Below are 12,550 nucleotides of genomic sequence, written 5' to 3' on the forward strand. Positions count from 1 at the left end.
AAAAACGCGCAAGCAGGGCCACTGGTCCGGGGCTGCCTGTTACTATGGCGCGAAGCCTACCAGTGCAGTGCGGAATGTAAACCCCGGAAGAGGGTGAACAGCGTCTTCACTATATTTAACCGTGGACACATGGTCTTGACTTACCCCTGCCCGCCGTAGTCTAGGAGCATATGACCGGCATCCTGAAATCCGAAAAATTCCTCCTGCTTGGCGCCCTGATCGCCGTGGCCGCCTTCCTGGGCGAACATGTACTGCTTGAGGGCGGCCAAGCCGTCTCCCTGATCGCCGGCCTGGCGCTGATCGCCGTCATCATCATGGTGTCGCTGCGTGTGGCGCACCATGCCGAGGTGCTGGCCGAAAAGGTCGGCGAACCCTACGGCACCATGATCCTGACCCTGTCGGCGGTGCTGGTGGAGGTCATCATCCTGGTCATGATGCTGAGCCACACCACCTCCCCGACACTGGCGCGCGACACCATCTATTCCGCCGTCATGCTGGACATGAACGGCATACTGGGTCTGGCGGCGATCCTGGGCGGCCTGCGCCATGGCGAGCAGCCCTATAATGTCGATTCCGGCAACACCTATATCGTCATGATCCTGACCGGCATGGGCGTTTCCATGGTGGTGCCGGAGTTCATCCCGCAGCATCACTGGCAGGTGTTTTCGGTCTTCACCATCTGCAGCATGCTGCTGCTCTATGGCGTCTTCCTGCGCCTGCAAACCAGCCAGCACAGCTATTTCTTCAGCTATACCTATGCCGAGACCGGCGACAGCGACCACAAACACCACGGCAGCGTGGCCGGTTCGGTTACCTGCCTCATCATCGGCGTGGTTCTGATCGGCGTCCTGGCCGAGGTCATGGCCAAGACCATGGACCGCGGCCTGACCGGCACCGGCGTGCCGCCGATCATCGCCGCTATCCTGGTGGCCGCCATCTCCGCCAGCCCCGAGATCCTGACCGCCCTGCGCGCCGCCCTGGCCAACCGCATGCAGCCCGTGGTCAATATCGCGCTCGGCGCCTCGCTTTCCACCGTCATCCTGACTGTGCCGGTGATCGAGATCATGGCGCTCATTACCGGCCATCCGGTGCAGATGGCCCTCAGCGCGCCCCAGACCGTCATGACCGTGCTGACCCTGGTGGTGGCCGCCATCAACCTGCATGACGGCGAAACCAATGCCATAGAAGGCGCGACGCACTTCGTGCTTTTCGCCACCTTCATCATGCTGGCGGTAATGGGGCTGTAGGTCCGTTCGCCCATCTGGCTTATGCGCTGCCGCCGCATTCTCCCGGCAAGGGCATGAAGATGGTAAATCCCTGCAATTCAAGATGATTTCACTTGCATCCGGTTGAGGTACGGTTTTTGCTCTCATCCGGCTACCGGGCGGACTCTGTCACAAAATGACGCGTTTTTCCGGCTATGGCCAGATGGGGCCAGATGGGGATCGATAGGGTTCAGGTATGTTGTTGCAAAGTGAGCATGATCTGATTTTGCTGCTTGGCGTTGCCGCCTTCATCCTGCTTGCCCTGTCGATTGTCGGCGGCGTCATCGCCTCGCTGAAGTCATTCCAGGTCCGCCAGTTCCAGGATCTTCTGTTCAAGGCCGAGCGCAAGATCGATACGCTCGAACGCCGCATGTTCAATGTGCTGAACGCCGTGCCCGTGGCCCTGGTCGAGACCGACGCCACCGGCAAGTTCACTTTTGCCAACCGCGCCGCGCACCAGCTTCTGGGCCGCAAGGATTCCGAACTGCTCGGCCTGCGCTTCCATTCCGCCACCTGGGGCATCGCCTATCCGGACGGCCGCATGATCCCTGCCGACCTGCTGCCGATCGCGCGGACCCTGCGCGGCCAGACGGTCAAGGGCTTCCAGCACCTGTTGGTGAATCACGGCAGCCGCGAAAAGGTGCTGGTCAGCGTCACCTCCATGCCGATCATGAACGGCGCCGGCGAGGTCATCGGCTCGACCGCCGCCATGGTGGAACTGGAAACCGCGTCCGGCGAAGGTATCGACGACCTGAATGGTCTGTGGCGTGGCAACTGGTTTGCCTCCTCGACCGTGCCCTTCTGGGGACTGGATGCCGCCGGCCAGATCATCGACATCAACACGGCCGCGCTCGACGCCTTCGATCTCAGGCGCGAGCAGGTGCTGAACAAAAACTGGACGCAGGTCTTCGTCGCCGACGCTGATTTCCAGATCGCCATCGATTATCTCGGTGCCGTTCAGGATACGGCCGCTCCGAACCACGAAGCCTCGGTCCGCATGACCCTGAAAGCGGCCGATGGCGAAAACCAGGCCTGCATCGTCACCGCCTGGGCCGTCCATACCCATGAAGGCGGCGGCCATGGCCTGACCGTCACCGCCCTGCCCTCCGGCCTGCTGCCACAGGCGGCGCCGGCCCTGCCGGATACCTCCGACCAGGCGCTTGAACTGGCGGATCACCGCCTGGCCGAGCAGGCCCGCGCCGCGCTTGGCGTCGGCACCTGGCAATACGATGCTGACGCCGATACCATTGTCGAGGATGCGGGCATGATGGCCCTGATCGGCCGCGACTATCCCGGTGGCCCGACCCTGATTTCCGATACCGACCAGGCCGTGGCCGACGCCGCCTTCAGCGAGCTGCTGAGCGGCGAAACCGACCACCTGGCGCTCGATATCCAGGTCACGCGCAAGGACGGTACCGAACGCTGGATCGCGCTGGAAGGCCAGGCGAAGACCGCCGGCGGACAGCGCCATATCTACGGCGTCGCCTTCGATTGCACCGCCTGGAAGAGCGCACAACCAGAATCGCCCGCAGCGGCCATGGCCGAAACCGCACCCCAAGTCACCGGCATCACCGAAATCGAACTGGAAGACGCCGTGGCGAAGGCGCGTGAAGAGGCACGCGAGGCCGCGCTCGCCGAGGCCCGTACTGCCTTCGAGGCCGAGCTGGAATCGGCGCGTATCGAGGCGGCGCTGGAACGCGAAAGCGCCATCACCGAAGCCGCCGCCGTCGCCCGCGAGGAAGCGCTTGCCGGCATTGGGACAGGCATAGGGGCCGGGATCACCACGCCTGCGGAAGCCGCTGAGCCTTCGCCCTATGAATGGCAGACGCCCGCCACCACGGCCCTGCCGGATCCGGTCATCGTCCATGAACCCGATCCGCTGGTGGTGGCGGAAAATGACGCGCTGAAAGCCGAGCTCGCAACTGCCCATCAGGCCCTGGCCGATGCCGAGGCGCATCACGGCGACCTCAAGCAGCAGGTCGAGGCCCTGTCGGCGCAGGTGGCCGCCCGTCCGGCGGAAGACAGCCGCGTCGCCGGAATGACCGCCGAACTGGCCATGGCCCGCGCCGTGCAGGCGGCGCTGGAAACCGAACTCGACGCCCTGCGCAATGCCCCGGTGGTTGAGCCGGATTACAGCGCCTATGAGGGCCGCATCCGTGCCCTGGAAGCCGACCTGCAAAACGCCCATACGCAAAAGTCCGAGGCCGAGCAGAACTACCGCGCCCTGGCCGAAACCCCGCCGCCTGAACCCGATTTCAGCGCCCATGAAGGCCGCATTGCCGAACTGGAAGACCGGCTGACCGCCGCGCAGCATCGTCATGACGACCTGGCCCAGCGCTATCATGTCCTGTCGAACACGCCGGCGCCAGAGCCCGATTATCGCCTGCATGAAGCACGCATCACCGGCCTGAAGAACGCGCTCGACCAGGCTTCCGCCCGCTATGCCGACCTTCAGGCCACCCACACCGCGCTGGTCAATACGCCGGCGCCGGAACCCGATACTTCCGAATGGGAAGGCAAGGTGAAGGCCGCGCAGTTCGAAGCCACCAAGTGGCAGGCCGCCTATCACGATGCCCAGGCCAGACTGGAGACGACACGCAATGCGGCGCCGGAACAGCCCGCCACATCGTCCGACGTACAAAAGGCTTTGGAAGAGGCACGCGCCCGGCAGGCCGACATGCAGCTTCAGCTTGATACCCTCAATGCGGCACTCGATAATGCCCAGCGCTTTGAAACGGTCGGCCGCCTGACCAGCGGCGTGGCGCAGGATTTCGCCCAGATGCTCAATGTCATCAATGGCGCACTCGAAGCCATTGCCCGCCAGAGCAGCAGCCCGGAAAATATCCGCCGTCTGTCGGAAGCGGCCCTGACCGCCGGTAAGCGCGGCGAACGCCTGACCCGCCAGTTGCAGGCCTTCCAGTCGGAAGAATTTTGAATTCCCGATAGCCTCTGGCCGCTTTTGTAAAGTAAGATACCCCACCACCATTGGCTTCGCCGAACTTCGTTTGCTGCGCAATGGTGGTGGGGTATCTTACTTTTTCACGCGCAGGCATATGGCACGGTTCGGTTTAAAGGCAGAGGATTTGCGGCTGTGGGCGCTGGTGACGGCAACCGTGCGCCCGCACAAGCCGGTGAAGAAACCGGAAGCCGAACCGCAGACGGAGACCGTCCGGATCGCCGACATGCCCGGCGAAATGACCGCCGCCAAACCCGTGCCCGCGCCTCTGACGCCCTTTAAGATCGGTCAGTCGTTAAAGCCCGTCAGCGGTTTCAAGATCACTCGCGCCGCCGACCATGCCCCCGATCCGATCGAGCCGAAACGCAAGCGCCGCATCACGCGCGAACGCGATCCGATCGAGGCGCGGCTCGACCTGCACGGTCTGAACGCTTTCGCCGCCGAAGCGCGCCTGAAGGCCTTCGTGCAGCAGGCCTATGCCAATGATTATCGCGCCGTGCTGGTGATCACCGGCAAGGGCCTGGCGGAAAACGGCATCTTGAAACGCCATGCGCCGGAATGGCTGGCCGATCCGGCACTGGGCCATATCGTCGCGGGTATCTCACAAGCCCATGCCCGCCATGGCGGCACCGGCGCACTCTATGTGGCGCTCAAGCGGCGGCAGCCCTAGCCTTCGAACGCCGCCGGCTGCGCCTCCGCTTTCGGCAAAGGTTTCTGTTCGGCCTTGAACCAGAACAGCAGGGCGCCGATCGGCAGGCACATTAAGATCATCGGATACTGAAAAAGTTCCATGGCCATGAAGGCCTGGGGCGCATGGAAATTCAGCAACCTTATGCCGAAAGCGCCGGTGCCCCAGTCGAAGGTCAGGTATCCGATACCCAGCGCGACGAACGGAACCCAGGCCCAGCGCCATTTCACGCGCGGTCGCGTCAGGCTGGCATAGAGTGTCACCAGGCTGAAGGCGAGGATGAGCACTGCCAGGGCCAGGACGGCGTAGTGCAAAGGCGATTTGCCCCACAGGCTGAATTTCACCGCCGCGATATCGGCGTTACTCAAGCGGCGCAGGTTGAAGCTTGTGACCTTGATATCTTCGCCTTGCTGGCGGAAATTGGTGATCGTGAAGATGACCTTGTCAGGGTAGTAGTGCGCAATAACGATATTGCTGTCGGTCCATTTGCCACCACTTCCCGATATCCAGGTCGTATTGGTGTGGAAGCCAAGAACGCGCGTGGCCTGAGGCGTCTCGATGGAACCATACTGCGCGATGGTCGGTATCGCCCGATAGAAGGCGTTATCGAGAATCTCAGGCGCCGTCAGTGGCTTGAGGCTCTCGATATCTTTTCTTTGCATGAGGTCAGCGTAAGCCTCTGCCCGGCGATAGAGATCGGGCGGTGTCAGTTTCATGACCGCCGCATCCTCCTCACCATTGATATCGTAATAGTCCGGCGGAGAGACCAGTGGCCAGACACCCGCCGCCAGAATAGCCAAGCAGAACAGGGCTGCGGCCCCTTTGCCGATAAGTTTCCACATCATCCCCTCCCCCTTGTGTGGAGAGGCTAACACAGCCTTTCAGCCTGCGGAAGTCAGATCAGCCCCTTCTCCGTGGCCAGGCCCTTGAGCGAGACCTGAGCGCGCGGGCCGTAATGGCCGATCACTTCCGCCGCCGCCAGAGAGCCCAGTTCGGCGCAGGCCGTGACGTGCAGCCCTTGCGTCAGGCCAAACAGCACACCCGCCGCGTAACTATCGCCCGCGCCGGTCGTGTCCACCACCTTGTCGCACGGCGCTGCCTTGATGGTGTGGGTATCGTCCAGCTTGGCCACCACCGAACCCTGTTCCGAGCGCGTGATGAAAGCCAGATCGGTCTTGGCGCGCAGGAAACGCAGCGCCTTGAAGAAATCATCGGTCTGGAAGAGGGCCAGCAGCTCGCCCTCATTGGCGAAGACGATATCGATATGGCGGTCGATAAAGGCCAGCAGATCCTCGCGCCAGCGATTAACGACGAAGCCGTCCGACAGGGTGATGGCCGTCTTGCGGCCGGAGGCGCGCGCCACCTGCGAGGCCTTGGCGAAGGTCTCGCGGCCCGAAGGGGAATCGAACAGATACCCCTCCAGATAGGTGATCTGCGAGGCGCGGATGATCTCCTCGTCGAGATCCTGCGGGCTGATCAGGGCGGCGGCGCCCAGAAAGGTCGCCATGGTGCGCTGGCCATCGGGCGTCACATTGATCAGGCAGCGGCCTGTCGGGGTCGGGTCATCATGCAGCACCTGGGTACGGAACTCAACGCCCATCTTGCGCAGGTCGCGCGCAAAGAATTCGCCCATGGCGTCATGCGCCACCTTGCCGACATAGGCGCATTTGGCGCCAAAATTCGCCGCGCCGGAAATGGTATTACCGGCCGAACCGCCTGAGGCCATTTCGGTGTCGGCCATGGCTTCCGACAGGCTGAGCGCACGGTGGCTGTCGATCAGGGTCATCGCCCCCTTGTGCAGGTCATGCTTCGTCAGGAAAGCATCGTCCGAAGGGGCGAGCACATCGACAATGGCATGGCCTACGGCGGTGATGTCATATTCGGCGGTCATCTCGTCAGGGCCTCAGAATCCGGTTGCTATGCTGTAACCTAATGATCAATAAAGAGTCCATGAGCAAGCGCATTCTGATCCTTACCCCCAATCCGGACCATCCGTCACATCATGGCCGCTGGCCCTATGTGCTGGACGCTTATCGCGAAGCCCTGGCCGGCATTGATGCCGAGATCTTCGACCAGCCGTGGTCCGAACCGATCGCGGAGGATTACGACCTGATCCTGCCCCTCGTCGCCTGGGGCTATCACAATGCGCCCAACAGCTTTATCGGCGCCATGACGGCGATGGGGGCGGCCGAACGCCGCGTCTTCAATCCCCCGGAAATCGTCAGCTGGAATGTCGACAAGCGCTACCTGCGCGACCTCGCCGAGGCGGGTGTACGCATCATACCGACCCTGTTCACCGAAGGGGTGACGGACGCGGACGTGGCCCGCGCCCGCGCCGATTTCGGCCAGAAAGCCCTGGTGCTGAAGCCCGCTATTTCCGCCGGCGCCAAGAACACCCTGATCTGGGAAGGCGACCATCTGGCCGATGCTATTGAAGGCGCGGCCGATGTCGAGGATCGCAAGGCGACGCCGCCGGTCGGCCCCGCGATGATCCAGCCCTTCATGCCGTCGATCCAGTCGGAAGGCGAATGGTCCCTGCTCTATTTCGTCGGCCAGTTTTCCCATGCCGTGCTGAAGACACCGAAGTCCGGCGATTTCCGCTCACAGCCCGATTACGACGCCCATCTGCGCGTATTGACACCGCCGCCGGACGCCCTGGCCCTGGCGCAATCGGCCATCGATTTCATTGGCCGCGACCGCCTGCTCTATGCCCGCGTCGATATGGTGCGCGCGCCCGATGGCGGCTTCTGCCTGATGGAACTGGAACTGATCGAACCCGATCTCTACCTGACCTACGATCCGGAAGCCGCGATGCGTTTCAAGGACGCGGTCGAGGCGGCAATGCTGGTCTGTGGCTGCGCCGGTGATGACCATGTTCATTGAAACCGAGCGCCTGATCCTGAAGCCGATCACGGCGGATGATTACGAGGACCAATGCGCCCTCTGGAGCGATCCGGACTATGTGCAGTTCATCAGCGGCAAACCGATGAACCCGGAAACCGTGTGGCTGCGTCTGCTGCGCGACCTGGGCCACTGGCAGGTCTTCGGTCACGGCAACTGGTCCGTGCGGCCAAAGACAACCGGCGAGCATATCGGCACGGTCGGCATATTCGACTACAAACGCGATATCACCCCGCCGATTAGCGCGATGGAAGTCGGCTGGGGACTAAGCCCGGCTTGGCAGGGCCAGGGCCTGGCCGCCGAGGCCTTGCGGGCGATCCTCGCCTATGCCGATGAAGGCCTGAAGCTCACACGGCTCCAGTGCATTATCAGCCCGACCAATACGCCCTCGCTGAAACTGGCTGAAAAACTGGGCTTCACCATTGTCGGCAACGTCGTCTACCACGACGATAACATCCACCTGCTCGAACGGTTGCGTCCCTGAATTTTGTCACTATTGACGATCTCGCTTTTTCATGCTTAGTTATTTAGATAATTAGCTAATTGAAATCTGGAGAGATGTGGTGCAGGCATTTGAAAACATCAGCCGGATTGATCCAATCATTGAGGCCGATGCCGTGGCCGGCAGGGTCGTCTACGCGCCCGTCAAATCGCTGTTCCTGATCAGCATGTATATGGCCACGCTTTACGGCCTGTTCCATTACCTCCGCTGGGATACAGTGCTCCTGTTCACGGTTAAAACCGTCGCTGTGCTTTTGCTTGGTCACAGCGTGGGCATGCACCGGCGCCTGATCCACAAGAGCTTTGACTGTCCCCCGTGGCTGGAACGCACACTCGTCTATTTTGGCGTACTGACCGGCCTCGGCGGCCCATTCGCCATGATCCAGACGCACGACTTCCGCGACTGGGCGCAACGCCAGCCGCAATGCCACGATTACTTCGCCCATCGCCAGCCCATGCCCATTGATGCCCTCTGGCAGATGCACTGCGATATTCAGCTGGAAAGCCCGCCACACCTGACCATCGAACCGGACGTGGCCCATGACTCGTTTTATCGGTTTATTGATCGGCACTGGATCGTCGTTCACCTGCCGTGGGCTATTGCCTTCTACCTCATCGGTGGCTGGGCCTGGGTGATCTGGGGTGTCTGCGCACAGATCGCCACCACAATCACCGGCCACTGGTTGATCGGCTATTTCGCCCATCAGTCTCATGAAGACGACTGGCAGGTTCAGGGCGCTGGCGTGCAGGGTCGAAATGTCCCGCTGACCGGCCTGATCACCATGGGCGAGGGCTGGCATAACAACCATCACGCCTTCCCCGGTTCGGCACGCATAGGCCTTTATGAAGGCCAGAGCGATCCCGGTTATCGCTTCATCAAGATGCTGGAGGCGCTAGATCTGGTTTGGAATATCCGCCTAGCCAGGGACCTGCCTTATCGTCCGCAACTCCACTGGTCTGAAGGTGCGCAACCGCACTTCAAACCCGATGTAAGACTCTGTCCCTCCCTATTGCGAATAGGCCGCCTGGGACGATTCCGCATCTAAACCAGCGGTGTAAAATCGACGCCGATCTTAGGGCACAAATCCCGCACGATGCAGATATCGCACTTGGGTTTGCGCGCCACGCAAGTGTAGCGGCCATGCAGGATCAGCCAGTGGTGCGCGCGGGTCAGCCAGTGTTTCGGGATGATCTGCATCAGCTGCTTTTCGACCTTGTCCGGCGTGTTGGCGGCGGCATCGACCAGACCCAGCCGGTGCGACACGCGATAGACATGGGTATCGACCGCAATCGCCGGCTCGATATCCATTTCATTGAGCACCACGCTGGCCGTCTTGTTGCCCACGCCCGGCAGGCTGACCAGGGCTTCGCGGTTCATCGGCACCTGCCCGCCATACTGATCGATAAGGATGCGGCACATGGCCATGACATTCTTCGCCTTGTTGCGATAAAGCCCGATCGAACTGATCATCCGCATCAATTTCTCTTCGCCCAGGCTGAGCATATCGGCCGGATTATCAGCGATGGCGAACAGCGGCCCGGTCGCCTTGTTGACCGACACATCGGTTGCCTGCGCCGACAGCGCCACGGCTGTCACCAGAGTAAAGGCGTTCGAGTAGTTCAGCTCGGTCTTCGGGTCCGGCTTGTCCTGCTCGAAACGCTCGAACAATTGCCTAATCAGTTCGGGATCGACCTTGCGGCGTTTCGGAGCCTTGGCTTTGGTGGTTTTCATCGGTGCGCTTCAACAGTAGAGGTGAAGTCCTTATGCCCGATTCTCCGGAAACCCAGAAATGACCGCAATCCTGTTCGTCTGTCTTGGCAATATCTGCCGCTCTCCCCTGGCTGAAGGCATTTTCCGCCATCAGGTCGAAGCAGCGCGAATGACCGACCGCTTCACCATCGATTCCGCCGGCTGTGGCGGCTGGCATACCGGCGAGTTGCCGGATAAACGGTCTATCGCGGTGGCCCAGGCCCATGGCATCGATATTTCCGGTCAGCGCGCCCGGCAGATCCACATCGATGATTTCGATCGCTTTGATCTGATCCTCGGGCTGGACCGGGACAATGTCCGTCACCTGATGGCCATGAAACCGGAAGGCTCACAGGCCGAGGTGGCGCTCTATCTCGAAAAGGCGCTCGGCATGGCCAAGAATGTGCCCGATCCCTATTATGGCAGCGAGGCGGATTTCGAGGCAGTTTTCCAGATGTGTGAAAAGGCCGGAGCGGGCTTGCTGAAAAAGCTGGCAAGCGCCTGAAATTTAGGACATTGTACCGGCAAATGTCTTCTGATTGAGTGCGACCCTATGTCTAACGACCCCGAATTCAAAAATCGATCCAATGCCGTCATCGACTTTTTCAACGAGCAAATGCAGAAGAGCGGCCTGCCGCCGCACTTCACCGCGGCGTCGGGCGCTTATGCTGCCGCCCGCTTTGCGGTCTGGGCAGCGGCAAGGAACACCGTGAGTGTTGATGAACTCAAGACGCGCCGCCAACATGTGATCGATACCTTTGCCGAGGGGCATCGCCAGATGCTGGAAGAGCATTTCGACGAGTATGTAAACAATTACGACCAATATTTTCAGCAAAAGCCGGGCGTAATTCTTCCTTAAGCCATCAGACGAATACGCCAGCTATTTCGATGCGGTGAAGCAAGTGTCCAATGATATCGACCGCGCATTTTACGATCGTGCTGACGCACATATCCATCTGGCCAACTCTCAGGTTGATGGCGTAGGCCGGGGCAAGGTCAGCGCGTCCATGATGTACGCCAATGCCCGATTCAGTGCCTGGTTATCGGCCACATGGTGCCAATCTGCGGAAGACATGCAGATGAGGCGCGAAGAAAACATCGCTTACTTCGTCGAGCAGTTTCAAAAAATGCTCGACGAAAATTACGATGATTACGCGGATAATTTTGAAACCTATATGGATAACCGCAACGGCTAGAGGATATACCGGCTCAGATCGGCGTCTGTAGCGATATCGCCCAGGCGCTTTTTGACGTAATCGGCGTCGATCGTTACCGTCTGGCCGTGCATATCGGAGGCGGTGAAGGAAATATCCTCCATCACCTTTTCGATCACGGTCTGCAAACGCCGCGCGCCGATATTCTCCACCTTGGCATTGACCGTGGCGGCCGCTTCGGCCATCACGGCGATGGCGCTGTCATCGAACACCAAAGTGACGCCTTCGGTGGCCATCAGCGCCTGGTTCTGCTTGATCAGGTTGGCTTCCGGCTCGCTCAGGATTCGGCGGAAATCCTCCTGGGTCAGGGCCTTCAGTTCCACGCGGATCGGCAGGCGGCCCTGCAGTTCCGGCAGCAGGTCCGACGGCTTGGCCACATGGAAAGCGCCCGAAGCGATGAACAGAATATGGTCGGTCTTGACCGGGCCATACTTGGTCGAAACCGTAGTCCCCTCGATCAGCGGCAGCAGGTCGCGCTGCACGCCTTCCCGGCTGACATCGGCGCCGCCGCGATCGGAGCGCGAGGCCACCTTGTCGATCTCGTCGAGGAAGACAATGCCTTCGTTCTCGGCCAGTTTCAGCGCTTCGTTGGCCACCGATTCCTGATCGAGCAGCTTGTCGGATTCCTCGGCAATCAGCGGCGTCAGAGCGGCCTTCACCGTGGTCTTGACCGTCTTCTTGCGGCCGCCCATTGCTTTTGACAGCATGTCGCTCAGATTGAAGGCGCCGTTCTGCTGGCCGGGAATCTCCATGATGCCGACCGGCGCACTGTCGGCCAGGGAAATCTCGATTTCCTTGTCGTCCAGCTCATTATTGCGCAGCTTCTTGCGGAAAGAGTCGCGCGTCGCCGCGGCGGCGGTTTCGCCCACCAGCGCGTCAATCAGGCGCTCCTCGGCATTGTGCTCGGCCTTGGCACGCACGCCAGCGCGGTTCTTGTCCTTGACCATCAGCATGGCCGCCTCCACCAGGTCGCGCACGATCTGATCGACATCGCGACCGACGTAACCGACCTCGGTGAACTTGGTGGCTTCCACCTTGATAAAAGGGGCTTGCGCCAGCTTGGCCAGGCGGCGGGCGATCTCGGTCTTGCCGACGCCCGTTGGCCCGATCATCAGGATATTCTTCGGGGTGATCTCATCACGGATCGACTCGTCGGTCGCCTTGCGACGCCAGCGGTTGCGCAGCGCCACAGCGACGGCCTTCTTGGCGTCGTTATGGCCGATGATGTGGCGGTCCAGTTCGGAAACGATTTCGCGAGGAGAAAATGTCGTCATC

13 protein-coding genes are annotated in these 12,550 nt (G+C 61.0%); 9 read left to right on the forward strand and 4 right to left on the reverse strand.

Annotation, left to right across the window (positions count from 1 at the left end; translation table 11 throughout):
* Nucleotides 1–170 precede the first annotated feature (170 nt).
* The 3 genes from QM647_RS13495 (at nucleotide 171) to QM647_RS13505 (ending at nucleotide 4,891) form a co-directional block, all read left to right on the forward strand.
* Nucleotides 171–1,247, forward strand: coding sequence for a calcium:proton antiporter (locus QM647_RS13495; protein WP_414996054.1), 1,077 nt, complete (start codon nucleotides 171–173; stop codon nucleotides 1,245–1,247).
* Nucleotides 1,248–1,461: 214 nt separating this feature from the next.
* Nucleotides 1,462–4,200 (forward strand): PAS domain-containing protein, encoded by a 2,739-nt coding sequence (locus QM647_RS13500; RefSeq protein WP_414996055.1) that lies wholly within the window; start codon nucleotides 1,462–1,464, stop codon nucleotides 4,198–4,200.
* 148 nt (nucleotides 4,201–4,348) lie between these two features.
* Entirely contained in the window at nucleotides 4,349–4,891 is a 543-nt protein-coding gene (locus QM647_RS13505; protein ID WP_414996056.1) for a Smr/MutS family protein, read from the forward strand.
* On the opposite strand, the gene QM647_RS13510 is transcribed toward QM647_RS13505, so the two are convergent.
* Together QM647_RS13510 and QM647_RS13515 are read right to left on the reverse strand one after the other, a co-directional pair.
* On the reverse strand, nucleotides 4,888–5,754 hold the full coding sequence (locus tag QM647_RS13510; RefSeq protein ID WP_414996057.1) for a hypothetical protein: 867 nt from the start codon (nucleotides 5,752–5,754) through the stop codon (nucleotides 4,888–4,890). The genes QM647_RS13505 and QM647_RS13510 overlap by 4 nt on opposite strands.
* A gap of 50 nt (nucleotides 5,755–5,804) precedes the next feature.
* Nucleotides 5,805–6,800: an adenosine kinase gene (locus QM647_RS13515; RefSeq protein ID WP_414996058.1), complete on the reverse strand. Its 996-nt coding sequence runs from the start codon at nucleotides 6,798–6,800 to the stop codon at nucleotides 5,805–5,807.
* Between the two features lie 59 nt (nucleotides 6,801–6,859).
* Here QM647_RS13515 and QM647_RS13520 point away from each other — a divergent pair, with 59 nt between their 5' ends.
* The 3 genes from QM647_RS13520 (at nucleotide 6,860) to QM647_RS13530 (ending at nucleotide 9,357) form a co-directional block, all read left to right on the forward strand.
* Nucleotides 6,860–7,792 carry an ATP-grasp domain-containing protein gene (locus tag QM647_RS13520; RefSeq protein ID WP_414996059.1) on the forward strand — a complete coding sequence of 311 codons (933 nt, stop codon included), beginning with the start codon at nucleotides 6,860–6,862 and terminating at the stop codon, nucleotides 7,790–7,792.
* Nucleotides 7,782–8,294 carry a GNAT family N-acetyltransferase gene (locus QM647_RS13525; RefSeq protein ID WP_414996060.1) on the forward strand — a complete coding sequence of 171 codons (513 nt, stop codon included), beginning with the start codon at nucleotides 7,782–7,784 and terminating at the stop codon, nucleotides 8,292–8,294. Before QM647_RS13520 ends, QM647_RS13525 begins: the two co-directional genes overlap by 11 nt.
* 79 nt (nucleotides 8,295–8,373) lie before the next feature.
* The gene (locus QM647_RS13530) at nucleotides 8,374–9,357 is read left to right on the forward strand and encodes an acyl-CoA desaturase (protein ID WP_414996061.1); all 984 of its coding nucleotides are present in this window, start codon (nucleotides 8,374–8,376) and stop codon (nucleotides 9,355–9,357) included.
* Here QM647_RS13530 and nth read toward each other — a convergent pair.
* The gene (gene nth / locus QM647_RS13535; RefSeq protein WP_414996062.1) at nucleotides 9,354–10,043 is read right to left on the reverse strand and encodes an endonuclease III; all 690 of its coding nucleotides are present in this window, start codon (nucleotides 10,041–10,043) and stop codon (nucleotides 9,354–9,356) included. The two genes, QM647_RS13530 and nth, sit on opposite strands and share 4 nt — an antisense overlap.
* A gap of 58 nt (nucleotides 10,044–10,101) precedes the next feature.
* On the opposite strand from nth, the gene QM647_RS13540 reads away from it, so the two are divergent.
* The 3 genes from QM647_RS13540 to QM647_RS13550 are packed head-to-tail and all read left to right on the forward strand — an operon-like array spanning nucleotide 10,102 to nucleotide 11,257.
* Nucleotides 10,102–10,566 (forward strand): low molecular weight protein-tyrosine-phosphatase, encoded by a 465-nt coding sequence (locus QM647_RS13540; RefSeq protein WP_414996063.1) that lies wholly within the window; start codon nucleotides 10,102–10,104, stop codon nucleotides 10,564–10,566.
* 48 nt (nucleotides 10,567–10,614) lie between these two features.
* Entirely contained in the window at nucleotides 10,615–10,920 is a 306-nt protein-coding gene (locus tag QM647_RS13545; protein ID WP_414996064.1) for a DUF3144 domain-containing protein, read from the forward strand.
* 43 nt (nucleotides 10,921–10,963) lie between these two features.
* Entirely contained in the window at nucleotides 10,964–11,257 is a 294-nt protein-coding gene (locus QM647_RS13550; protein ID WP_414996065.1) for a DUF3144 domain-containing protein, read from the forward strand.
* On the opposite strand, the gene hslU is transcribed toward QM647_RS13550, so the two are convergent.
* Nucleotides 11,254–12,549 (reverse strand): ATP-dependent protease ATPase subunit HslU, encoded by a 1,296-nt coding sequence (gene hslU / locus QM647_RS13555; RefSeq protein ID WP_414996066.1) that lies wholly within the window; start codon nucleotides 12,547–12,549, stop codon nucleotides 11,254–11,256. The two genes, QM647_RS13550 and hslU, sit on opposite strands and share 4 nt — an antisense overlap.
* Nucleotide 12,550 lies beyond the last annotated feature (1 nt).

Source organism: Asticcacaulis sp. (genome assembly GCF_047605585.1).
Lineage (GTDB): Bacteria > Pseudomonadota > Alphaproteobacteria > Caulobacterales > Caulobacteraceae > Asticcacaulis.

Bases quoted from the DNA above. Each gene is read 5' to 3' on its own strand.
- QM647_RS13520 (WP_414996059.1), top strand. From the start codon at position 6,860: ATGAGCAAGCGCATTCTGATCCTTACCCCCAATCCGGACCATCCGTCA.
- QM647_RS13495 (WP_414996054.1), top strand. From the start codon at position 171: ATGACCGGCATCCTGAAATCCGAAAAATTCCTCCTGCTTGGCGCCCTG.
- QM647_RS13500 (WP_414996055.1), top strand. From the start codon at position 1,462: ATGTTGTTGCAAAGTGAGCATGATCTGATTTTGCTGCTTGGCGTTGCC.
- QM647_RS13515 (WP_414996058.1), bottom strand. From the start codon at position 6,800: ATGACCGCCGAATATGACATCACCGCCGTAGGCCATGCCATTGTCGAT.
- QM647_RS13525 (WP_414996060.1), top strand. From the start codon at position 7,782: ATGTTCATTGAAACCGAGCGCCTGATCCTGAAGCCGATCACGGCGGAT.
- QM647_RS13545 (WP_414996064.1), top strand. From the start codon at position 10,615: ATGTCTAACGACCCCGAATTCAAAAATCGATCCAATGCCGTCATCGAC.
- QM647_RS13540 (WP_414996063.1), top strand. From the start codon at position 10,102: ATGACCGCAATCCTGTTCGTCTGTCTTGGCAATATCTGCCGCTCTCCC.
- hslU (WP_414996066.1), bottom strand. From the start codon at position 12,549: ATGACGACATTTTCTCCTCGCGAAATCGTTTCCGAACTGGACCGCCAC.
- nth (WP_414996062.1), bottom strand. From the start codon at position 10,043: ATGAAAACCACCAAAGCCAAGGCTCCGAAACGCCGCAAGGTCGATCCC.
- QM647_RS13510 (WP_414996057.1), bottom strand. From the start codon at position 5,754: ATGATGTGGAAACTTATCGGCAAAGGGGCCGCAGCCCTGTTCTGCTTG.